At 51.4% G+C, this 24,693-nt stretch carries 15 protein-coding genes; 2 read left to right on the top strand and 13 right to left on the bottom strand.

What is annotated here, in order from left to right; genetic code table 11:
- Positions 1-170 precede the first annotated feature (170 nt).
- Positions 171-3,566 (top strand): CHAT domain-containing protein, encoded by a 3,396-nt coding sequence (locus HY774_20655; GenBank protein MBI4750897.1) that lies wholly within the window; start codon positions 171-173, stop codon positions 3,564-3,566.
- A gap of 4 nt (positions 3,567-3,570) precedes the next feature.
- Here HY774_20655 and HY774_20650 read toward each other — a convergent pair whose 3' ends face one another.
- The 13 genes from HY774_20650 to hrcA all read right to left on the bottom strand — a co-directional run bounded on the left by HY774_20650 (position 3,571) and on the right by hrcA (position 23,032).
- The gene (locus HY774_20650; protein ID MBI4750896.1) at positions 3,571-4,425 is read right to left on the bottom strand and encodes a GNAT family N-acetyltransferase; all 855 of its coding nucleotides are present in this window, start codon (positions 4,423-4,425) and stop codon (positions 3,571-3,573) included.
- A 258-nt stretch (positions 4,426-4,683) separates the two neighbouring features.
- A complete protein-coding gene (locus tag HY774_20645) occupies positions 4,684-8,031 on the bottom strand; it encodes a PD40 domain-containing protein (GenBank protein MBI4750895.1) in 3,348 nt (1,115 codons plus the stop codon).
- 459 nt (positions 8,032-8,490) lie between these two features.
- Positions 8,491-9,747, bottom strand: coding sequence for an imidazolonepropionase (locus HY774_20640; protein ID MBI4750894.1), 1,257 nt, complete (start codon positions 9,745-9,747; stop codon positions 8,491-8,493).
- Between the two features lie 184 nt (positions 9,748-9,931).
- On the bottom strand, positions 9,932-10,267 hold the full coding sequence (locus tag HY774_20635) for a hypothetical protein (protein MBI4750893.1): 336 nt from the start codon (positions 10,265-10,267) through the stop codon (positions 9,932-9,934).
- A gap of 65 nt (positions 10,268-10,332) precedes the next feature.
- The gene (locus HY774_20630; protein ID MBI4750892.1) at positions 10,333-11,208 is read right to left on the bottom strand and encodes an alpha/beta hydrolase; all 876 of its coding nucleotides are present in this window, start codon (positions 11,206-11,208) and stop codon (positions 10,333-10,335) included.
- Positions 11,209-11,341: 133 nt separating this feature from the next.
- On the bottom strand, positions 11,342-12,706 hold the full coding sequence (locus HY774_20625; protein MBI4750891.1) for a hypothetical protein: 1,365 nt from the start codon (positions 12,704-12,706) through the stop codon (positions 11,342-11,344).
- Between the two features lie 49 nt (positions 12,707-12,755).
- The gene (locus HY774_20620) at positions 12,756-12,923 is read right to left on the bottom strand and encodes a hypothetical protein (protein MBI4750890.1); all 168 of its coding nucleotides are present in this window, start codon (positions 12,921-12,923) and stop codon (positions 12,756-12,758) included.
- A gap of 621 nt (positions 12,924-13,544) precedes the next feature.
- Complete coding sequence (typA, locus tag HY774_20615) at positions 13,545-15,365, bottom strand: translational GTPase TypA (protein MBI4750889.1); 1,821 nt, start codon at positions 15,363-15,365, stop codon at positions 13,545-13,547.
- 188 nt (positions 15,366-15,553) lie between these two features.
- On the bottom strand, positions 15,554-16,498 hold the full coding sequence (locus tag HY774_20610) for a hypothetical protein (GenBank protein ID MBI4750888.1): 945 nt from the start codon (positions 16,496-16,498) through the stop codon (positions 15,554-15,556).
- A gap of 311 nt (positions 16,499-16,809) precedes the next feature.
- Complete coding sequence (gene dnaJ / locus HY774_20605) at positions 16,810-17,922, bottom strand: molecular chaperone DnaJ (GenBank protein ID MBI4750887.1); 1,113 nt, start codon at positions 17,920-17,922, stop codon at positions 16,810-16,812.
- 273 nt (positions 17,923-18,195) lie between these two features.
- A complete protein-coding gene (gene dnaK / locus HY774_20600; protein MBI4750886.1) occupies positions 18,196-20,073 on the bottom strand; it encodes a molecular chaperone DnaK in 1,878 nt (625 codons plus the stop codon).
- Between the two features lie 364 nt (positions 20,074-20,437).
- Positions 20,438-21,307: a nucleotide exchange factor GrpE gene (grpE, locus tag HY774_20595; protein MBI4750885.1), complete on the bottom strand. Its 870-nt coding sequence runs from the start codon at positions 21,305-21,307 to the stop codon at positions 20,438-20,440.
- A gap of 573 nt (positions 21,308-21,880) precedes the next feature.
- Positions 21,881-23,032 (bottom strand): heat-inducible transcription repressor HrcA, encoded by a 1,152-nt coding sequence (hrcA, locus tag HY774_20590; GenBank protein MBI4750884.1) that lies wholly within the window; start codon positions 23,030-23,032, stop codon positions 21,881-21,883.
- A gap of 511 nt (positions 23,033-23,543) precedes the next feature.
- Here hrcA and pdxA point away from each other — a divergent pair.
- The gene (gene pdxA, locus HY774_20585) at positions 23,544-24,626 is read left to right on the top strand and encodes a 4-hydroxythreonine-4-phosphate dehydrogenase PdxA (GenBank protein MBI4750883.1); all 1,083 of its coding nucleotides are present in this window, start codon (positions 23,544-23,546) and stop codon (positions 24,624-24,626) included.
- Positions 24,627-24,693 lie beyond the last annotated feature (67 nt).

Genomic DNA, 24,693 nt, shown 5'->3' with positions numbered 1-24,693 from the left:
TTGCATTCACTGCTTTTCAGATAATAATACCATTAAGGTTAAGCTGTTGATAAAATTGTATTTCCCTCAGCCCTTAGCCTAATATCCTCAGCCCTAATTTGGTTCAGCGCCAGATTGAAGACAAGCGAAAGCTTGAACTCCGTACCTTTTCATTCTTGTGTTCGACATCTATGCCTATCTCGACTTTTTGGAATCGCCCCTCTTTCTCTCGTCAGATTGTCTTTTGCCTGAGCAACCTCATTGGCTTGCTGTACCTGACTGGGGTTCCAGTTTTGGCGGAGTCAGCCCCCATTTTTCAAACTGCAACCGCCAAAAGTCAACCTGAAACCGTTCCACTCCCGAAAGTTCCAACTGAGTTTAAACTTCGTCCCAATCAATTACACCGCTACATCGTTGATCTGGAGGGTGGCGAATTCCTCAAAATTGATTTTGAACAGAAGGGCATGGATCTGTACCTCATCATTGAGGATGCGGATGGGAAAAAACTGTTTCATTGTAACCGGCTGGAAAGTGATCGTGGCATCGAGCCCATTTATTTCTCCAGTGAAACACCCAGCCGGTACTTTGTGATCGTGGGCTCTACTTACCAGGAAGAAATTCCGGGTAGCTATGTGATCCGGCCAACCGTTCATCGCCCCCCAACTCCACAGGATCAACACCTGCTCCGGGCCCAGGAGCTGAACTATGTGGCGGAAACCACTGGCCGTGGCGCAAAGGACAAAGCCGGCTTCCAGAAATCACTTGATTCATATCTTGGAGCCGCCAGGGAATTCCACGAAGCCGGCGATCTGGCCAGTGAAGCCATCATGATCGTTTTTGCCGGGCGGATTGAGCGAACCTTTGGGAACCTGCAAAAATCAATCGAATACTATACCCAGGCGCTGAAGTTACTGGAAACCCAGCCGGATCTGGTCATTCAGGCAGCAGCACTGACCAACATTGGCCGGTCCTACCGATTGATGGAACAGTTTGAAACCGCACTTGACTATTATGAGCAGGCGCTGGTGCTCCGCAGGAAAATTGACGATCTGGTGGGGGAATCTATTGAACTCAACAACATCGGCTCGGTCTATGTGGCTTCGAGCGAATATCGCAAAGCTGAAGAATACCTGACACGCTCGCTTGAAATTTCCCAGCGAGTCGGAAACATCAGCGGGCTGGCCTCCAATCTTGGAAATCTGGCAACCATCAACGCCAGTTTAGGAGACTTTGAGAAAACACTGCTCTACACCATGCAGTCATACCAGTTGCTGGTGAAACTCAATGACCAGAACCGCGAAATTTCAATTTTGGCACAGATTGGAAACCTGTATCTGAAACTCGGAAAGATAGATGAGGCCACCGAGTACTTCCAAAAAGGCTTAGACCTGTCCATCAGAATTGGGAATCAACAACAGCAAATCCTTCTCCTTCATGACCTTGCCCGCCTGCCAAATATTTCACCAGCCACCAGTTTACAGTATTTGAATCAATCACTTGCCTTGTCGCGGACTTTGAAAAGCCAGATTGATGAAGCGGCGGCCCTGGCCCTGCTTGGGCAGTTTCATCTTGACCAGAACAATACTCAGGAGGCGCTTTCATATTTGACCCAGGCCAATCAAATTTTTGAAGCGACCCGAAATCAGAGCCAGTTGAGTCGAATCTGGCGCGTCTTTGGCAAAGTCTACGTTGCGGAAAAAAACTATCCGCTCGCCCTCGAACAATTTCAAAAATCACTGGCCTCAGCGGAACAACGAGGAGATCGCGCCACCACTGTCAACCTGCTCAATGATCTGGCTGCCATCCACTTTCAGCTTGGTCAATATAATGAGGCACGGGCTGACCTGGAACGAGCCATTCAACTGGTGGAACAAATTCGGTCCACCGTCCTTGATCAATCGTTCAGACTGTCCTACTTCTCATCAACTCAATCCTTGTTTGAAAATTACATTCACTTGTTGATGGAACTCCATCGCCGCAATCCTTCAGCCGGGTATGACCGCGAAGCCTTTCAAAAGAACGAAGCTCGCCGGGCCCGGAGCTTGCTTGAGTTGCTCTTGTTGCCCGGCGAAGGATTGCCAACCGAAGGATCAGGCGATTTGCTCTCTCAGGAAAAAAATTTGATTGAGCGGATTCTGGCCAGAGAACAAAACCTGACCAAAACCCTGGCCGAATCGGCCCGTAAGGAGCGGATCACCCGCATTCAGGAAGAAATTTCAACCCTCTATGATGATTATCGAAAGACCCAGATTGAGATTCGCAACCAAAGCCCCCACTATGCCAGCCTGACCCAGCCTCAACCCCTCAGTGTCGAGCAGGTTCAGCGGACGTGTTTGGACAACAACACGCTCCTGCTTGAATATTCGCTGGGCACACCTCACAGCTACCTGTGGGTGATTTCTAAAACCGACTGTCAGGTCTTTCAGCTTGCGGGAAAAGCAGAAATCGAGACCAAAACCCGAGCATTGTATGAATGCCTGAAACTCAATCCCCTCAAACGAGTTTTCTTGGGCCAGGAAACTTCAGATAAAGCCAGCAAGTCACAAGCCGATTGCTCTGAAGTGGAACTGACTCAACTGGCGCGTGAGGTCTCAGACCTGGTATTGGGTCCGGTGGCGAAAAAACTCGGCACCAGACGGTTGCTGGTGGTGGCGGATGGGGCCTTGCACTACCTTCCATTTGGGGTGCTTTCAACTCCCGGCCAGTCCAGCTACGTGCCGCTGGTGGTTGAGCACGAAATTGTTTCGATTCCATCGGCCACCACCCTGGCCTTAATTCGACAGGAACACGCCACTCGCACGCCAGCCGATGGCACCCTGGCGTTGTTTGCTGATCCGGTGTTTGAATCCTCTGACCCACGACTCAAAGTGATGGGAGTTCGTGGACCGGAAACTGAAGGACAGAAATCCCCTTCCCCTCGTTCAGACATTGCGGAAACAGTGAAACAACTTGCCTCTGGCCAGCGCAACCTCACGGCTATCGTGTCTGACTACAACACCCGATTACAACTCACGCGACTGCCGTTTACCCGCACCGAAGCCACCAATATCCTCCGACTGATTCCCCGCTCAGATAAAGTACTGACCCGGTTTGACTTTGAAGCCAGTCGAGACGCATTGTTTTCAGACGAACTCAGCCGGTTTCGGTATGTTCATCTGGCAACTCACGGCTATTTTGACCCCAAGAAACCCGAACAATCGGCTTTGATTTTGTCGCTGGTCAGCCCAGATGGAAAAACACAGGATGGATTTGTTCGCACATCTGACATTTATAAGCTCAATTTACACGCTGACCTGGTTGTTTTAAGCGCCTGTGAAACCGGTCTCGGTGCCAATATCCAGGGTGAAGGACTCGTGGGCCTCACTCGTGGATTTATATACGCCGGGGCACCGCGCGTGATGGTCAGCCTCTGGTCGGTCAATGACCGAGCCACATCCGAACTGATGACCCGCTTCTATCAAAAAATTCTCAAGCAGAAGATGTCGCCTTCGGCTGCGCTTCGAGCCGCCCAACTCGAACTGTACCGAAGTAAGAAGTACGCTTCCCCATTTTACTGGGCGGCGTTTACGCTCCACGGAGAATATTAAAAGCTCAGAGTTCAAGCCGCATTTCAAGCTGAGACACCAGTGGCACAAATCCAAGCTTCCGATAAAACTGCAGCGTTTTGTCAGCCGCGGCATCAATGTTGATCGATCGAACTGTCGTTTCACCAGACAGATACTGAATCAAACCTGCCAGAATTGCAGTTCCAATCCCTTGTCTTCGAAACCCTGGTGAAACTGCAAGTTGCGGAAGGTCTCCGTTGGAAGGATAAATCACGCCATAGCCAACACAGTTCCCTTCCACCATGGCACCAAGAATGACCTTTGGCTCCCGGCTGCGTTCGAGCGACCGGATTGAGTTTTGCCACGACGGCTGCCAATCCCAAAAAGTTTGCAGGTGACTCCACTTCGGTGAAGTCACCGCTTGTACTTCAACCGGGGTTGTTTCAACTGGCAATCGAACTGTATTGGGCTTCAGGACCAGGCAGTCGAGGTGGCGAACGGTCTCAAACCCCATTTTTTGGTAGGCTTTGATCGCCGGGGTATTTTGGTCAATCACTTCAAGCTGATAGTGCCTGACACCACATGATTCAAACCGTGGCCGGCAAAATTCAAACAATGCTCCGGCAACGCCTTTCCCTCGAAAGGCGGGAATTACTCCGGTTGAGATGTCATACGCCGTAATGACACCATTCCAGTCGTCCACGGCATTTAAGGTAAATCCAACCAGCTTACCGTCATCAAAAACACCAGCGGAGAGGTCATAGACCACACCCCGCCGGGTCAACATTTCAAAAAATTGCGCTTCCGTGGGCTGCATCGGCACCACGTAATCCGAAAAAGCCAGCCGCATCACCTGGAAAAGTTCGGGAAAATCCTCAGGGGTTAAGGTGCGGTAGATCATAGGGTTCAGGGTTCAGGGTTCAGGGTTTTCAAAGGCATGAGAGAAGAGGAATGACAGATTCACCTTTTCATCTACACCAGGATAAGGGTTTAGGCCCGCAGGGTCGTCGTGTAATAGCCGTGGTGCGCAGCCCACGGTGAAATCCGAGGTCCCAGGTTCCGGGAAAAACGAAAAGGACGAAAGAGGTGACAGTTCGAAAAACCCCGAACCCCGAACCCCGAACCCCGAACCCCGAACCCCGAACCCCGAACCCGGAATTTATTTCACCTCAGTCATCAGTTCCTGAACGGCCCGTTCGATCTGGCGGTCACGACCAGCGGCTTCGTCACCTGGCATCACGTCAACCGTGATGTCCGGCATGGCACCGTTGAGTTCCTGGTTGAGGTTGGTCCCAACCACGTACCAGCCGCGGAAGGGCATGCGAAGCGTCGAACCATCAATCAACGGGGCCGCCCCGGTGCTGATCACGGCTCCGTACGTCTGCTTCCCAATCAATTTGCCGCGTTTGGTGGCTTTAAACGCATGCGAAAAGATTTCAGCGTTCGAGTAGGAAAACTGGTTGCACAGTAAGGTCGTCGGTTTAGTCCAGAAATAAAACGGCAGTCGGTCTTGTGGATAGCCTTTTCCATTGCTTCCCCGTGGTGTGGTGTAGGCGTGCGGGCGGACGTTGATCATCGTCAACAAATAATCCGCGGTTGATCCGCCGCCGTTGTCGCGAACATCAATGACCAGCCCGGATTTGCCGTGAGCTTCGGAATAAAGTTCTTGTTCAAACCGGTCCAGGCTCACCTGATCCATCCCTCGAATGTGCAAATACCCAAGCTTTCCATTCGAAAGTTTGTCAACCATCACGCGGCGGCTTTCAACCCAGTCGTTATAAATCAGCGTTCCAAATTCACCCATGCTGATTGGACGGATTACTACGTCCCGCTTTTCTCCCTGGGCATTGTCTTTGGCCACCACCAGCAACGTCCGCTGACCAACGGTGTCATTTAATACTTGATCAACACCCGTCTTCATCGAAACCGGCTCGCCATTGATGGAGAGCACCACATCTCCGGGATTGAGCCGACTGATGCTTTTTGAAGCTGGTGAGCGAGCAATCACTCTGGCGACACGCATCCCCTCGCCGGAGTAGGCTTCATCCCACATCACACCCAAAGCACCGGTTTGGAGCGGCGCCTGGTCCGAACCTTCAAACGGTGGGGAGATTCCTTGATGCGAGGAGTTGAGTTCACCCAGCATCATTCGAAAGACATCGAAATAATCTTCATCACAGGAAGCCGCCATGGCCCAGGTCAGGTATTTCTGGCGACAGGCTTGCCAGTTGGCACCATGAAATTTCGGGTCATAAAACCCATCATTCATATTCTGCCAGCCTTCCAAAAACGCTTCGCGCCGGAGCGTCGCCCGGTCAAGCAGGACACGGGCTTGAAATGCCACCGGTGTGGGGGTCGCACCACCACCACCGGTAAGACCTGCCGGCAACTGACGCCCCCCTGGCTTTGGTGCCGGTGGAATCGAAACCGTATTGATCCGCCCGCCCTGGCTCAGGAAAAAGAGCTTCTGGTCTTTGGTGAATTTCAAACTGGATGGGAATTGCCCGCCCCGTGTGATGTTCTGAGCCGTTCCGCCATCTCTGACAATCGAATAGAGGTCCATTGAACCCTGGTTGTCACAGGTAAACACATAGGTTTTGCTGTCTGGAGCAATCGCAAAGGTACTTTTTGTGCCCGGAAACGTGGTCAGCAACCGCAACCGTTTATGAATGTCTTCAAAGTCAATCTCAACTTTGACCGGTGCTGATTTCTCGGGCATTTTGGGGAATTCGTCTGACTGGCCAGATGGATCCTGGGGATCCTGCTGGCGTTCAGCCTGGGATTTCGGGGCCCCTTGACCTGGTAAAAGAGTTATCGGACGGGCAGGCTTGGCATTTTTCTTTTCTTCGTCTTCGAGTTCCTCTCTGCTTTTTTCATCATCGCTCTTGCGCAAAAACAGATAGTACACTTCAAAATCGGTTCGAGGCCGCCGGGAAACAAAGGCCAGGGTCCGCCCATCGGCTGACCACTGCGGTGAGAAGTCATTATCGGGGTGCATGGACACGTTCACCGACGTGCCCCCCTTGGCGGGAATGATAAAAACTTCGCTATTAAATTCATCATCTTCTTTGGTATAGGCAATCCACTCACCATCCGGAGACCAGGAAAACTGCGGCGTGCTCCACCCTTCGACCAGTCGCACCGGATTTTTGCCGTCGGCGTCGGCGACATACAAATCACCACGTCCACGCACAAAGGCCAGTTTCTTGCCATCTGGAGAAAACGCCGGATTCGATTCCGGTTCCGGTGATTCGGTCAATCGGGTGATTTTGGTCTTGAGCGCCCACGACAACCGCTTTTCTTCCGTTTCGTCCGAGGTCACCGAGTACAACTCCAGGTTTCCATCCCGAGCTGAAACAAACACCAGTGATTTCCCATCCGCCGACCAGACCAGATCCTGTTCTCGTGTGGCATGGCTGGCAATGGCTTTGGCCTGACCGCCGTCTTTTTTCACCACAAAGATTTCGCCGCGCACCACAAAAGCAACCTGCTCACCATCAGGCGACGGTGCCATCTCGGTGGCCTGTCCAGTCAGCACCCGCCGGTCCGTCGGATTTTCAGAATCATCGGTTGGGGCTTCGATTTGGAGTTTGCGAGGGCTTTTCCCAGCCGTTTCCATCACATACAGATCGGTACTGCTTTCAAAGGCAATCATCTTGCCGTTCGCCGAAATCGTTGGGAATCGCACACCATCATCTTTAAAACTCGTCAATTTGCGTTTGCCAGCCCCCGTGCTGCTCATCATCCAGAGGTTAAAGGTCTGATCTTCATCGGAAACATAATAAATTTCGCCTGAATCAGGTGACCACAGCGGCCAGTGGTCATTTCCCTCGTGCGTGGTCAACTGGGTGTATTTCTTTGTGCCTGGAATATAGGTCCAGAGATCGAAATTGGCCGTGCCACGATACCGTTTCCGCCACCATTCAACCCGTCCGGAAGTAAAAGCAATCTGTTTTCCATTCGGAGACAGGCGGGCTTCCATTGCACCTTCTTCAAGCATTCGCTGTGGCTGGCCGCCTGAAAGTGCGATCCGGTAGAGCGACGGGATGTTTCCGGCATTTCGATATTCGCGCACTGACGTAAAAAGCACCGCTTGACTATCAGCCGTCCAACCCACCGGAGCATCTCCGCCAGAATAAAACGTCAGTTGGCGGGGTGAGCCTCCCTGCGAAGACATGACAAAAACATCGGTGTTTCCGTTTCGGGTCGAAGCAAACGCAACCCACTTCCCGTCAGGTGACCATTGAGGTTGTGAATCATAGGCTGGATGGGCCGTTAACCGAAACGCTGTCCCACCCTGGGTCGAAACGGTCCAGATATCGCCGCGCCAGCTAAATGCAACGGTGTTGCCATCCGGAGACAGCGTTGGGTGACGTGGAAGTTGAACCGTATTGCCGCTTTCAACTTTTGCCGGCATCAACCGGGTATTGGATGATACGGTTCCATTCGGGATCCATAAACTGAACACAAAACTCGCAATGAACCACACGGAAAACAAAATTTTCATGAAGGTAGAACTCCTCCTCGACTGACAATGCAGCCAAAATTCAGGCGCTCTTCAAAAGCACCTTGAACCAACTTATTTTGCGACGGGTTAGAACGTGTAAGAGGTAGTGAAAAATAGAATCGGGGAGAATACCAGATTTGTAGTCAGTAGTCAGTAGTCAGTAATGCCAGTTAAGGATTGAAGTGTTTTTTGGTTTTCATCCCCGTTGGGATGGAGTAAGGTGAGCCGGTGGTCAGCGTCGCTTTGGACGCGCTACCACCGGATGCGGGTCAGATCCAGATTTCCCCCGCCTGGCCAGCCGCCGCCCACGGCGGCGGCTGGCCAGGCGGGAAAAGTGGGGAGTGACCGGTTCCCAGGGCTCGAAGACTCGCCCTGGGCTACGAGCCGTCACCTACTTCGTAGGTTAAAAACCAAAACTGCTTCAACCCTTGACTGGCATTACTGACTACTGACTACTGACTACAAACTGGTCTTAAAGTACACAACTTCCCCGCGTTTGACAGTTGCCTGCACCAGATGCGTTCCAAAGTAGTAAGGAATTTGTCGGTAATCAGTGACATCAAAAACGGCAAAATCGGCCTGCTTCCCAACTTCAAGCGAACCAATCCGGTCTCCCAGGCCCAGGCTGTGGGCAGCATTGAGCGTGCAGGCGGTGAGGGCTTCGCCGGGTGTCATCCGCATCTGAGTACAGGCCAGGCTCATGGCCATTGGTAGGCTGAGTGAAGGCGAACTTCCCGGATTAAAATCAGTTGCCAGTACAACTGGGAGTTCCAGTTCAATCATGCGGCGGGCAGGCGGATATTTTTTCAATCCCAGGTGGAAAACCGAACCCGGCAGCAAAACTGGAAAGACTCGGGCTTCTTTGAGCGCCAGGAGTTCTTCTTCTTCAGCCTGTTCAAGATGATCGGCTGATACGGCGCCCAGTTCAGCAGCCAGTTGCGAGCCACCAGAGCGGGTGAGTTGATCAACATGGACGCGCAGTCCAAATCCAAGCTGTTTGGCGGCTTTTAAATAGGTCCGTGATTCCTCAAGTGAAAACACATGCGGCTCGCAAAAAATATCGCAGTTGACCGCCAGGTGTTCTTTGGCAACGGCTGGAAGCATGGTTTCAACGAGTAAAGTCAGATATTCATCACGCCGCTCGCGGTATTCATCGGGGATTTCGTGGGCACCGAGAAATGTAGGAACTACTTCCAGCGGCGTGGTTTGATTCATCGTCCGAAGGACTCGCAGGAGCTTGAGTTCATCTTCGAGCGAGAGCCCATAACCACTTTTTCCTTCAATGGTTGTCGTTCCGTGCGACACAAAAGACCTGGCCCGGTGGATGGCCAGTTCGGTTAATTGATCTTCGGTTGCGGCTCGTGTCAACCGAACCGAACGCCGTATCCCCCCGCCCGCCGCCGAGATTTCCTTGTAGGTCTTCCCCAAAATTCGCTGTTCATACTCATCCGCCCGTGTTCCAGCAAAGACCGGATGGGTATGAGCGTCAACCAGCCCAGGTACAATCGTCAGCCCGCCGACATCGTGAAGTTCGGCTTGTTCCGAAGTGATTTTCCGGACTTCATCAGTCGCCCCAAGCGCCGCAATCTTTCCATCACGAACTAAAACGGCAGCATTTTCAATTATTTGCAAGGTATTCATCGGTCCGGCACCGCACGCTGGTGAACCGGTTGGGGTAGCAAGTTGGGCAGCATTGATCCAGAGATGTTCAGTCATAGGTTGGGGAGGAAAATGTTGGGCTGAAGACATCGGGCTGAAGAAGACGGGCTCAGGGCTTGGGGATGAAGACTCGCAAGCTCGGAGCGATTGAAGGGATGGGGGATGAAATAAACCCAGTTCTTCAGCCCAACTTCTTCAGCCCTCAGCCCCTAGCCCAATGTCTTCAGCCCAATCAATGTCTTCAGCTTGCAGGTTGGGGTTCTCCAGGTGGATCGGTGTCAGCAGCTTTGAACTCCGGTTGGGTTTCGGCTGGTTGAGCCTCAACCCCGGGTGCGGTTTTGTCCTCTGTGACACGGTCGCGCACCCGGCGGGCAAGTTCACGCACCCCGCCCTCTTTGCGAACCACCAGTGCCGCCGACATTTCCGCCGCTGCCTGGGCAGCGCCTTCAGCCTTGTCAAATTCTCCAGCTTCCATCACCACACGCATCAGTTCATCCGAGACTTCGATCAAATGTGAAAGCTCACGGGTGTTAAACTGGTCGGCGAGTTTTTTTGCATCAGTTGGTTTAATAGCCATAGTCCCCTCCGGGTTCAGGGTTTTCTTTTGAAGGTTGGGTTTCAAAACCCCCAGTTCTCATCCTCCTAACACCTCAACTTGGTGCTTCCAGGTCCAAATAGAAATTTCAAGATAGGTTCGACTCGGAGTGCCCAGGCACTTTCGTTGTGTCTGGCGCCTTCTGCTTCAAGATACTTCAGATCCTGGTTGAGCATCCAGCCTTTGCCAATCAAGGTATCACGCAAAAGCCTCACGTTCGGTATGCTGCTGGTGCTTTCTTGTGTCCCGATGTCAAGCCAAATTCTGAATGGTAACCGGGCAGGCAAAGCTGAAACTTCGTTCACGATGACCCGATTATCCCACCAAACAGATGGAGAAATCACGGCAACTCGCCCAAAGGTGCCCGGATATTTCAAGCTGATATGCAATGAAACCAAACCACCCAGCGAGGAACCTGCCAGCGCGGTGTTACAGGCATCCGGTTTGGTCCGATAGGTTCGATCAATGAAGGGTTTTACTTCCTCAACCAGCATTCGGGCATAGAGATCAGCTTTGCCCCCATTGGGGTATTCTGGATCCGGAGTTGGTGTGTATTCGGCAATTCGATCCCGAGTGTTGTAGATGGCCACAATAATGACGGGTCGAATCTGGCCGGCAGTGATCAGTGCCTGAGCGGTTTCATCAACTCGCCATTCAGCGCCGGGAATAAACGACGTCGCGCCGTCAAAGAGGTTTTGGCCATCATGCATGTACAGAACCGGGTACCGCTTGGTGGTGTGCTTTTCATAATTGGGAGGCAAATACACCAGGATGTCCCGATTTTGGGATAAAAAACTGGACTGAACTTGAGGATGGACCCGAATATCACCCGTCAGTGTGTGTCGCTGGGGGACGCCAGCACCAACCTGGACACAGGCCGTCAAAACCAGGGTAACCACGAAAATCAATCGGCAGAACGACATAACTGAATTTTTTCTATTTTTGGAATGCCGGAACCTGAGCTTCTACAAAATAAATTTGAGTTTTGAAACCCGTTCCCGGCCAACCATCGTGGTCAGAGAAGCGGAGTCCAAAACTCAAAGGAATTGATTCAATTTACTGGACGTCAACCAGGCGAACGGCACTGACCGGAGTGCCATCCGAAGCTTGTGCCAGATTTGTGCCAATGCTTAACCGTTGATGTGTATCGTCATAGGTTAGACTGATGGCATCTTGCAGACCCATCGGCATTTGGGTGAATTGCCCATCAAAGGACGAGAATTGGAAAACCTCGCCGTTGAGTGTACCGACAAATCCCAGGTTTCCAGTCCGATCAAAAGATAAATTGGTCAAGGCTGACGAAAAAGTCTGTTCAGCCACAAAGCTAATCGTGCCTTTGGTATCATTGATCAGCGTGATATGCCCTGGTTTTTGGATGTGACCTGGTTTTTGGATGTGACCCGGTTTTTGAATTGCCAGACGGGTACTATTGGCCAGTGATAACACAATCAGTGGCGTCGCCTCGGCTTCGGCACTGCTTTCGGCCTGCATAAACGGCAGGCGGAAGGTTGAAATCCGAATGCCTTGCAACGTAAACCGATACAGCGACCCAGACCCACTGGCGGCGACAAAAGCCTCAGTACCATCTTCATTGAAAGCGACGTTGCTCTGGTCGCCAATAATATCCACCACCCGCAGAGTTTCACCCAAAAATGTAAAGCTGCCGGGATGGGTATACCGCACAAAGCTCAGGCTAAATCGTTCATCATTTGACCGCTTCAAGACGGCAATTCGACCAGTTTGAACGTTGACGTCAAAATCGGAAATTCGCCACCCTTCTTCAAACAAGTCGGGGGGAATCATTTCGATTCGATTCAAAATCGTGCCGTCAGTCAGGCTGACAGCAAACAACGAGGCTTTGTTTGAAACAATCGCAACTGGTGTTTGTGGATGCATCCAGATTTCATCCAAAATTTCAGATGAATACTGGTCTGGATTTCCACACGCAGGCAGAAGAACCTGGATCGGTTCTGGTAGCAGTGAATTGAGATGTGGTGATTGGTTAAATTGGCCAGCCCCATCAATCGCAATCAGACTGATGCACCCAGCCCCAAAGGTTTCCGGCTCTTTGCTTTGGTGAACAATAGCCACCTGTGAAGTAAGTTTATGCAGGACGGTTCGGCTCGGTGTTGGCCCCAACCAGTATTGATCGGTAATCGCGCCGGTTAAAGCATCAAACGCATAGGCATATTGCCCGGAATGAGGGTCGGTATCCCCAGGTCGGGCCTGAGCTGAAGCAATGACCCCATAGCGACCATTGGCGGTATAGGCCACCGTGTTGGTTCGTTCCAACAACCCGCCCGGCATCAAGACTTCGACATTGGCCGTCACACCAGCCTGATCGGCGTCAACCGACGGCAACGGCACATAAACCGTCAGCAAACTCAATAGAAATAGAAGCGAAGCTAAATATTTTCGCATGTTCCCCCCAATGCCCACTCTTGCTCGCGGGACCAGCCCGCCAGATGCACTAGGACTGCATCTCCAGAAGTGAAGATCCAGTGATTGGTCGCACAATATGACCTGGTTTCGCAATATGTCCCGGCTTGGCAATATGGTGGCTCAGTTCAACCACCGGCTGGCCAACCACGCAGGTCAGGCAGGCAATCCAGACGCATACACCGATTTTTTTTACCATACAATCCTCAAATCTTTATTTTTCAATGGTTTGAGCTTGACCAAACAAGGAGTTTAGTCGTGGTCGGCGCCAACGAACGATAAGCAAAAAGAGACTTATCGTTTAAAAACCTCCCCGGCTCGATAATCCCTTTGGAAAACCCTTGATGTGAAAAACCCTGCAAATTGTAATTGGATTGAATTATTGACGCCCCACGATACCACGTTCACAGCCGCAGCGTCAAAATGATTGACTGATTCCACAGGTAAATCCCCTGTCGAAGCAGGAGGTCACCTCCGTTGCCAGTGGTTTTGGACATCAATGAAAGCAATGGAAGCGAATCAGGTTGGGAAGCTTCTTTGAACGGGTGAGGTGGGAAATTGAGGGGAGAGAGGCCAATGGGTCTTCGGGGTTTTGATGAAAGAAAGTGATCTGGTTGACGGTGGTTCGCATTCTCCGTCAACCAGAGTTCTACGGTGAAGTAGTTCGGCAGTGACAATACCGGGTTGGCTTTTATTTTGTCCTCAAGAAAAGCTCAAATTTTTCTCAAGTTGCACCTGTATCCGGTGATTAGTTAGCTCTTTACCAGAAAAAATGCGAGAAAGCCCTGTCCTCAACCGCGCAGCGGTAGGGCGGGGAGGTTCAAGACTCTTCACTCTTTCGTTTGGGACGCATATTGGCAGCCAGGACTCGTTTCCGAATCCGAATCGCCGCCGGAGTAATTTCCACCAGTTCATCATCCCGGATAAATTCGAGTGCCTGTTCAAGCGACAATTCACGAAATGGAATCAGGCGGATGGCTTCATCCGAAGTGGAAGCCCGCATATTGGTCAGTTTCTTTTCCCGAACTACGTTGACGTCCAGATCCACTTCGCGGGAGTTTTCACCCACGACCATGCCTTCGTAAACTGGGGTTTGCGGTCGGATGAACAATTCGCCGCGTTCCTGTAACCCATACAAGGCATAGGCAGTTGCTTCCCCAGAACGGTCAGCCACCAGAGCGCCGGTCAGGCGAGTCGTAATCGCACCTGACCATTCACCCCATTTGAGAAACAGAGTATTGAGAATGCCTGTTCCTTTGGTATTGGTCAGAAATTCCGAGCGAAATCCGATCAAGCCACGTGAAGGAATTTCAAATTCCATGCGAACTCGACCCGTACCGTGGTTGACCATCTTGGTCATATTGCCTTTTCGGCGGCCCATTGCTTCCGTCACCACACCAATAAAGGTATCGGGACAGTCAATCACGGCCAGTTCGATGGGTTCTTTTTTGATGCCGTCTTCAAACCGGATGACCACTTCGGGCTTTGAGACCTGCATTTCGTACCCTTCGCGGCGCATCATTTCAATCAAAATCGAAAGCTGGAGTTCGCCTCGTCCCGAGACCTTCAGACTTTCCGGAGAGTCGGTGTCATCCACGCGGATCGAAACATTCCCCAATGTCTCTTTATACAGCCGTTCGCGTAACTGACGTGAGGTCACATACTTCCCATCTCTTCCAGAAAACGGTGAATTATTGACTGAAAAGATCATCGAGATGGTCGGTTCGTCAATCTGGATCAGCGGCAGCGGAATCGGATTTTCCACCGAAGCAATGGTTTCACCGATGTTGATCGCTTCGATCCCTGCAACCGCAATGATATCGCCGGCGCCAGCGCGGTCACACGAAACCCGTTTCAACCCGTCAAAAGTGTACAACTGGGTGATTTTATGGCGTTCCATCTGCCGATCCCGTTTGATGAGCATCACTTGATCGCCCATTTTGATTTCGCCAGCCACAATTCGCCCGGTTCCGAGTCTTCCAACATATTCGTCATAGGCAATATTGGTCACCAACACCTGGAGCGGCTCTTCGCGGCGATCTGGGGGCGGCGGAATCGTTTTGATGATTTGTTCAAAGAGCGGGCGCAAATCATTGCCCTCTTCCTCCAGGCTTAGTTTCGCCATTCCATCCCGCGCAATGGCATAGATAATTGGAAAATCAATCTGGTCGTCATTGGCATCGAGGTCAATAAACAGGTCATACACTTCATTGACCACTTCCTGGGGACGGGCATCCTGGCGGTCAATTTTGTTGATCACCACAATTGATTTCAGATTTTGTTCCAGGGCTTTGGAAAGCACATATCGCGTTTGCGGAAGCGGCCCCTCCGAAGCGTCCACCAGCAACATCACGCCATCCACCATTTTGAGAATGCGCTGCACTTCGCCGCCAAAATCAGAGTGGCCTGGGGTGTCGAGGATATTGATTTTGACACCGTGATACTCAACCGACGTATTTTTGGCCATGATCGTGATGCCGCGTTCGCGTTCCAGATCCATATTGTCCATGACGCGGTCAATAATTCGTTCATTCGAGCGGAAGAGTCCTGATTGCTTGAGCATGGAATCAACCAACGTGGTCTTGCCATGGTCTACGTGGGCAATAATCGCGACATTCCGAAGGTCCTGACGTACTTTCACAACATTCACCTTTTACAATTCAATGGGGTTAAAATTTGGATGAAACAGCAAAACTGGTCAGGGTAACGTAACTTGGCTGGAAAGGCCATACCAAATTCCAGAAAGGGGTGAGGGGCTTTCCAAAAAGAAAAAGCCTGCCAGTACATCGCACTGGCAGGCACAATTTGGATTGGTGGAGAACAATGGAGTTATTGGAGTTCGACGAAATCACCAGGGTACGCTTCACGAGTGGTTCGGGTAATGATCGCGGTGGCAGCATTTGCCTCAACCCGCACAATGACAACTTCACCAATCAATGCTCGTGGGAGCGTGTTTCGAGGTACCTGTTCAATAATTTGGGGCTTTGGTTTGGTTACCGTTGCAATCGAGGTATTGTCACGGCTGTTGTAGCGATCACTGGAGTAGTCTCTCCGGCGGGGTGAACCAACCCGGTCATCGCGAAACCTGGTAATTCCATCACTGCCCAATCGGCGGTAAATCGTCAGGTAATCACCAACCTTGACCCCATTGTCAGCACCGATATTGAGGTACACAATATCATTTTGGGCCAAAAATTCCCGGTTATCCGGCGCTGCTAAAATTTGACCTGACGTTCGTCCGGTTGGGGTACCAGCGACAGAGAGTGGCTTATAAGGCCGAGGGGTGGGTGAAACTTTTTTGTCGTAGGGAACAGCCGCATCCCCAAAACTAATTGGCCGGCAGGCAACTTTGATTTGGGCCGTGGCAGTATTGTCTTGCAAAGCGATGACCCGCAAAAGACCTAATTCATAAATCAGCGTTCCGACAACCTTTCCACCTTTAAAATCCTTGACGGGGCCAATGTTGCGAACAATCTGGTATTCAGCTCCAAGCTGAACATTGCTCCCACGGCCTTTGTTGAGGTAGACAATGTCGCCATCGGCGAACATATCGTGCTCAGATTCGCGGTCCGCACCAACAATTTGAATTTCTTCAGATGCAGGTCCGGAAGCAATATACCCGGCACAGGCCATTGTGTATTCTGAAGCAACCGGCAATGAGACCGGGCTTTCTGGAGTTTGAGCCTTTGCTGTGGTCCCCAAAAGCCCGACGGCAACGAGCATCACGGTTGTGAGAGTGGCCGTGAAGAGAAATTTTTTCAACAAGGATGCCATGGACGTTCCTCCGCAAGAGTTGAAGGTCTTTCAATGAAGTGGCTAGGTGCCGATGAAATTGTGCGAGAAACCCTGGATGAAAACGAAATGGTAGGCGTGCCTAACTTACCAGACTTTGAGTAAATCCGTCAACGATGGATTTTTACAGCCTGAAGGTCTGGGAGCTTATTTTTGGGTTCCGGGTTTTCGGACAGGATAAGGAATGAAGGATGAGGGATGAAAAAATCACCCGGTCACCTTGTCAGTCGGTCACCTTGTCAGGGTTCCGGGTTCTGGGGAGAATGGATTCCCCAGAGCCAATCACCAAATTCCTATCCAAAAATATTCTTCACTTTGTCAAAAAACCCTTCTTCGGTCTGTTGAGACTCCAGTTTCGCCAGTTCCTCAAAGAGTTTTCGCTGTTCTCGTGACAGGCGAGTTGGGGTAACCACCGTCGCTGAAACAAACAAATCGCCTTTTCCACGACCTGAAAGTGAAACAATGCCCTTATTGCGAATGCGGAAGACGGTATCGGTTTGGGTGCCTTCGGGAATAGACAGTGTTTCTTCGCCTTCGAGGGTGTTGACCTTGATTTCGGTGCCGAGAACCGCCTGTGAAATGGTAATCGGAACCGTGCAATAGAGATTGTTGTCCTGCCGCTTGAAGGTTTCATGTTCTTTGACATGAATGACGATATAGAGGTCGCCAGCCGGGCCGCCGCCCATTCCCGATTCACCTTCACCTTGAATTCGAATCCGAGCTCCGGTATCAACCCCAGCCGGAATTTTTGGTTCAAGCACTTTTTCTTTTTGGACCCGGCCTTCCCCGCGACAATCTTTACATAGATTTTTGATCATGCGGCCAGTGCCCCGGCACGCCGAACAGGTTCGACTGACGCTGAAAAACCCTTGCTGGTATCGAATCTGACCTGTGCCGCTACAGGTGGTACAGGTTGAGGGGGATGAACCAGCGGCGGCACCTGATCCGGTACAGGTTTCACAGGTTTCGAGCCGTGGAATCCGCACTCGGGGTCTGACCCCATTGGCCGCTTCTTCAAGGGTAATTTCAAGGTCGTAGCGCAGATCAGCTCCGCGCTGGACCTGGCTGGCTCGACGACCACCGCCACCAAAGGCATCCCGAAACCCAAATAAATCGCCGAGCAAATCTTCAATATTGGTAAAGTCACCAAATCCCTGGCTACCGCCAGCGGCTGCCGTTCCAACTCCGGCGTGGCCAAACCGGTCATATCGGGCTCGTTGTTGTGGATCAGACAATACCCGATGGGCTTCGGCGGCCTCTTTAAATTTTTCTTCTGCTTCCTGGTCACCTGGATTTTTATCCGGGTGGTACTTCATGGCCAGTTTACGGTATGCACTTTTGATTTCGGCCTCATTGGCATCACGCTGGACACCCAGGACCTCGTAGTAATCTCTTTTGGTTGCCATTGCAGTTGCTAAAACCTCACTGCGAAAATTTTGAGTCTTGGATTAAGTTTTGAGCTACAGAACCAGGGTTCAGGGCCTGGCTTAGGGCTTAGGGCTGAAGAAATTGGGCTGAAGAAATTGGGCTGAAGAATTGGTTTTGTTTCATCCCTCATCCGTCATCCCTCATCCCTTCCTTTGCTCCGAGCTTGCGAGTCTTTCTGCCCCAAGCCCTGGCCTTTTCAGCCCAAGCCCTCAGCCCTGGTTTTTTCAGAACTCAAAACTTAAACGTCTTTCCTATTCTGTCAACAATTTGGTCCCACTTTCCCCGGCATCAGCTTCGCTTGAAGGACCTGGTTCCTGCCCAGAAGCCGCCGGGCTAAACATGGCATCGGTAATCACCTTCGCCGCATGTTCAAGGGCTTCAAGGAGTTGACGGATTAAGAGCGGATCCTGGGACGAGAGCCCATCTTTGGCTTGCAGCAGCGTGTCACGAACCATTTCTTGATCATTAGCTGACAACATCCAGCCAAATTCACTAAATGACCGCTGAGTATTTTGCATCAACCCTTCGAGGCGGCTCCTGAGCAGGAGCAATTCTTTGGTGCGGCGGTCAGCTTCGGCATTGATCTGAGCCTCATTGATCAGATCATAAATTTCCGAGGCTGACAGACCCGACGAAGGAGTGACACGCATTGCCTGTTCAAGCCCGGTCATTTTGTCGCGAGCTGAAACCTGGACAATCCCATCGGCATTGATTTCAAACACAACTTCAATCTGTGGAATACCCCGCGGTGCCGGCGGAACCCCAACCAGCTCAAATCGTCCAAGCGAGCGATTGCCGGCGACAATTTCGCGTTCCCCCTGCAAAATATGGACTTCGACTGAGTTTTGGTTATCAGCAACGGTGGTGAAGGTCAACCCTTTGCGAATTGGAATGGTTGAGTTGCGTTCCACAACTTTCTGAAACAGTCCACCGCGAACTTCAATCCCGAGCGAGAGCGGAATCACGTCCAGCAGAACCAGTTCCTTTACTTCACCCGTCAGCACCGCACCCTGAATCGAAGCACCAATCGCCACGACTTCATCCGGGTTGATGGCGGTTGAAGCATCTTTATTAAAGATTTTGCGAACACACTCGTGGATGATGGGGGAACGGGTTTGCCCTCCAACCAGAAGCACCTGATCAATGTCTTCGGGTTTCAAACGGGCATCCCACAGGGCTTTCTGGCAGGGTTCAACTGTTTTTTCAACCAGATCCGAAACCAGTTCTTCAAATTTGGCGCGGGTCAGATTGATATTAAGATGCTTGGGGCCAGTGGCGTCAGCCGCAATAAACGGCAGATTGATATTGGCCTCCAGCGAGGTGGAAACTTCGCACTTGGCTCGTTCGGCGGCTTCTTTCAACCGCTGAAGCGCCAACCGGTCAGCCCGCAGGTCAATGGCGGTCTGTTTTTTAAACTCCTCAATCAGCCAGTCAATGATCCGTTGGTCAAAGTCTTCGCCACCGAGGAACGAGTCACCGCAGGTGGAAAGAACTTCGAAAACACCATCGTTCATTTCCAAAATTGAGATATCGAACGTGCCGCCACCCAGGTCATAGACGGCGATGCGTTCCGATTGGGTCTTCCCCAAACCATAGGCCAGTGCGGCAGCCGTTGGTTCGTTGATAATCCGCTGGACATTCAATCCGGCAATTTTTCCAGCATCTTTAGTCGCCTGGCGCTGGAAATCATCAAAGTAGGCCGGGACGGTGATGATGGCTTCCTCAATTTCTTCACCGAGAAAATCTTCAGCCGAAGCCTTGAGTCGCTGCAAAATGATGGCTGAAATTTCAGGTGGACTATAGTCACGTCCCTGGACACGGACCCGGGCATCGCCATTTGGGGCTTCGGAAATTTCATACGGACTGCTTTCCCGTGCCCGCTGGACTTCAGGGGAGTTAAATTTGCGCCCAATTAAGCGTTTCACTGCATAGACAGTATTGGCGGCATTGGTAATTGCCTGGCGCTTGGCAATCTGCCCTACGAGTCGTTCCCCCTTGTCTGTAAACCCGACGACGGACGGAGTTGTACGGCCACCTTCTTTATTGGGAATGATTTGCGTCGTTCCCCCCTCCATGACAGCCACACAACAGTTGGTCGTACCCAAGTCAATGCCAATGACCTTCCCCATAAACTTTTCAGCCTTTCCTAAAGACTTACTGAATCCCCCCGACTGAATACGGGAGTGAAGGAGTGTGTTCGGTTAAGTAGATCCATCTGGCAGTTTTTTGTTGTTGCCGAATTGACAACCAGCAAAGCGCCGCCAATTGGTGGGTGAACATTCATCAAAAATAAGTGAAAACAAAACCAGGTTGCCGAAAAGGCAAAAACCAGTGGCCTCACAGTGAATTTTGCACAGGAATCGCCCCCATCCTTAGGGACTGTAAAAAATCAACTTCCCGTTTTCATTTGGGAGCGCGGGCATCTTGCCCGCATCTTCCGACTTATGGCGGGCGGGACGCCTGCGCTCCCAGGAATTTATTTTTAACGATCCCTTAGCCCCGAATCGCGACTCGGACCCGGGCGGGACGGATTAATCGGTCGCCAAGCTGGTACCCTCGCTGCAGTTCGTCAACAATGGTGTTTGGCTCCAGGTCCTCTGATACTTGAGTTGCCACCGCCTCGTGGATGGACGGATCAAACATTTCGCCAACGGCTTTGACTGGCGTCAAGCCAAAGTTGGTCAGGGAGCCAAACAATTGTTTTTGGATCAGTTGGACACCTTCCAAAAAGGCTTCCAGGTTGCCTGAATCCGATTGCCCGATGGTGAGTGCCCGCTCAAGGTTATCTAAAACCTCCAGCATGCTTCTGATCACATCTACTCTGGAATTCAGCCGCAACTCCTGCTTTTCACGTTCAACCCGTTTGCGGAAGTTTTCAAATTCAGCCCGCTGACGCAGCAACTGCTCGTGCCAGGAATTCTTTTCTTCATTGACCTTGGCAAGCTGCTCTTGCACGATTTCAACGTGTTTGCGAGCCAAAAGTGTTTGCTGTTCAGCGTGGGCCAGATTTTCCTGTAAAGTTGCCAGATCAGTGAGCAACTGAACGGTTTCCTCCATTGTGAGACCACCACTTGACTGAGGTTTCGCCTCAACCGGTGGTGCCGCCGGCGGGTCAACCGGTGGTTCTGGTTGGGGTTCAACCGGCTCCAGCCCTTTGGGTGGTTCAGGGGCAACAACTTCGGCAGGCTCCGGCTCAGCCACGACTGGCTGAGCCGCTGAAACTTCTGGGGTTTGCACCGCAACAACCTCCGGCTGAGATTCGATTTCCGTGACACCAGATTCCGGTTGTATCGTTTCCGGCATCTGGGGCGCAGGTTCTTCTTTTTGCTTTGATGACTCGAAATGAACGGGAATATTCGTCACAGACCCTCCGGGTGGTTAGTGGCTCAATATCAGAAATGAAATGAACACAGGTAACTGGTAAAGATTTTTTGCCGCGCTGTCATTCTTTTTCTCAGTTTTCAACGGTCGGGGATTCGGTGATTGGACTGGGAACGAAAACCCGCCTGAACCAACATCGCCAGCACAAAAACAACCGTTTTCAATGAGCACTGAATGTGCACAAGTGAATGAACCAGGCAAATAATGGCAAGAACTTCGGTTCGGCAGTTGGTCAGTTGTGGTCCAAGGCACTGGACTGAAGATGGAAAAACAATAAAAAGAGCGTTGCTGAAAACAGAAATGACAGGTGATTGACTCACGAATGGGTGCGGGCGGTGTTTGAATCACACCGGTTTTTGAAAAACTGTGTGCTGTCTTACCTTACCGAAAACAAAGCGATGTTGCCAAGCGTCGTGATGACGGATCCATAAAAAAACCTGGGCGGGGTCACCTGAGGTCGTTTTGAGCCTATTCGCTGTTGCGGATTCGGCTGCAACTCTTTACAAAAGCAACCCGAACTGGTGCAGGCTTAAAATTTCTCCCACTGGCCACTGGTCATTCCGGAATCGGAAGGGCAAACGGTGTCGGCTTCAATTTCTGGTCAATCAGGTGAATTGACCCATCCTGGCGAATTTCAAACGGCCCCTCCTCATTCAGCAATTGATTAAACAGTTGAGACACGTAGCTTACAATGCTGATGACGCGGGTGTAATGCATCCGGGTTGGCCCCACGATGCTGATTCCGCCAATGACCTGATTGCTAAATGAGTAGGGTGAGGTAATGATGGTGCAGTCACGCATGCCTGGAAGCTGGTTTTCAGCCCCGATTTGGATGGCAATTCCACCGTCAGGCACCATCGCCAGGCATTTGTTCAAAATTTTCACCAGTCGCCCTTTTTCTTCAAACATTCGGAACAGAGCCCGCATTCGATCAAGATCAACAAAATCAGGCTGATTCAACATGTTCACCGTCCCATCAACATACACGTCCGCCTGCTCGGCATCGTGGTCAATGGTCTGGGTGCACAACAAAATCGCGTTTTTTAACAGGCGGTCATAGAGGGCTTTTTCTTCGGTCATGCGGACCAGAAGCTCTTCGCGGATGGCGCCAAGGCTGCAATTTTTGAAATTTTCTGACAAATATCGTGAGGTGCGATTGAGTTCGTCCTGCGATAAGTCTTCGTCCAGGCGAACCACACAATCGTGGACAATCCCGGTGCGGGAGACGACGATAACCAGAATCCGTCCTTCTGACAATCGAATAAACTCAATATGCTGAATAATATCCTGTGAAAACCTGGGGGAAAGGACAATGCCCACATGGTGCGAGATTTGCGACAACAGATGCGAAGTTCGTTCCAGCAGGTTCTCACGGGTTAATTCAGGATCCGTCAAAAGTGACCGGTGAATAAATTCCTCATCCAATCGCGAAACCCGGGCGCCACGGATCAAATTGTCAACATAATAGCGATAGCCTTTATCAGTCGGGATCCGACCGGCTGACGGGTGTGGCTGAGATAAATATCCAGCCTCTTCCAGGTCCGCCATGATGTTGCGAATGGTGGCCGCGCTCAGAGTCTGTTTGGAATTTTTTGAAAGCGTGCGGGAACCAACCGCTTCACCAGTGGCAATATGGAGCTTCACAATCGCCAACAAAATGTCACGACTTCGCTCATCAAAAATAAAATCAGACGCTTTCTTGCTCATATAGAACTGCATGCGGAGGAGGTTAGTGTGGGGATGCGGCCAAAAAAGTACCATTTCGCAAAACCGACTGTCAAGGCAGGTTGCGTGGCAAAAAGGAGCTAATCTCCTTATCTTTTCAACGTTTAGCCTGACTGGCGGCAACTGCGGGCCCAGCCCTTTCCCGGCGGCTCCTGCACCGGATATTGATTTTTGCCCTCCCATATGATACTTCCCGAGAGCCTGATCTGGTGTGGCCCTTGATCCCGATCAGACTCTCACAGGCATGAGCCCCAGGAGAAGGAAAGTTGAGTATGTGGGTGACAAGAAGTATGGGGAGACACAAAGACCTGGAGAAAAAACCAATCGTCTCATCCCCGCTCCCAACCGAACGTCAGTCACACTCACAAATTTGGTGGAATTGTCCCCTTGTCCCCTTGTCCAGATCGGGTTCATTTCTCTTCTCTGGCATTTATGCCTCTCAGCCCGGTCCCCAAATTCCAAGATTTATTTCTGGCACTGAGGATATCAAACCTTGACACAAGAGTTTTCCGCATCTACCCCGTCCACCTGGAAACCCAGAATTGGAATTACCATCGGAGACCCCTCCGGGATTGGCCCAGAAATTGCCCTGAAAGCCTGCACCGACCCCGAGGTGCGTGCCGTGGCTGACCTGATCCTCGTCGGAGACGCCAATCATCTGCGCCAGGTCGCCCGCCACCTTGATCTTCCATTTGAGATGGATGTCTGGCCATTTGACGAACTGGTGGCCCGCTTTTCCGAAGCATCAATCCCAACTCAGAGTGACCGCCCGCTGTTATGCACCATTGATAACCTCTTTGAACCTCTCACCTGGGGTGAAATCTCTCCGACCTACGGAAAAGCCTCAGGTGAATACATCGAAGCCGCCGTCAAACTCTATCAGGCTGGCATCATCGAAGGGTTAACCACCTGTCCAATCAATAAACGGTCGCTTCTGCTTGGCGGCTATAGTTTCACCGGGCACACCGAACTCCTCGCCCATTTGACTGGGACCCGCACCTTTGCCCTGGGTTTTGTTTCGGCGGTGTTGCGCGTGGTGTTGCTGACCAATCACCTTCCCTTGAGCCGGGCGTTGACCTATATCACCAAAGAACGCATTGAGCGCATGCTCACACTCACCCACCGTGAACTGATTCGATGGGGCATCCGGCGGCCACGCATTGCAGTCGCCGCTGTCAATCCACATGGCGCCGAAGGAGGCTTGTTTGGTCTTGAAGAAGCTTCGGAAATGGTTCCAGCGATTGAAACCTGCCTCACTGAACACCCCGACATGATCATCACTGGCCCGATTCCCGCCGAAAATGTCTTTTTACGGGCGGCCAGAGGTGAATTCGACATTGTCCTGTGTTCCTATCACGATCAGGGAATGATCCCGATTAAATGCCTGTCCTTTGGCGAAGCCGTCAACGTAACGCTCGGCCTTCCCTTCATCAGAACCTCCACCAACCACGGCACCGCCTTTGACATTGCCGGACGTGGATTGGCAGATCCCCAAAGCCTGATTGAAGCGATTAAACTGGCGGCGGAACTGGTCAAACGAGGGCAGGAATTTTCGGAAGATCTGGTCGAAATTTGACCATGGCGGTAGTCAGTAATCAGTAGTCAGTAGTCAGTAGTCAGTAGTCAGTAGTCAGTAGTCAGTA

Source organism: Acidobacteriota bacterium (genome assembly GCA_016208495.1).
In the GTDB taxonomy this organism is placed as follows: Bacteria; Acidobacteriota; Blastocatellia; order Chloracidobacteriales; family Chloracidobacteriaceae; genus JACQXX01.
Note: the sequence above shows the minus strand (reverse complement) of the source record. Positions and strands in the feature narration are given on the sequence as shown.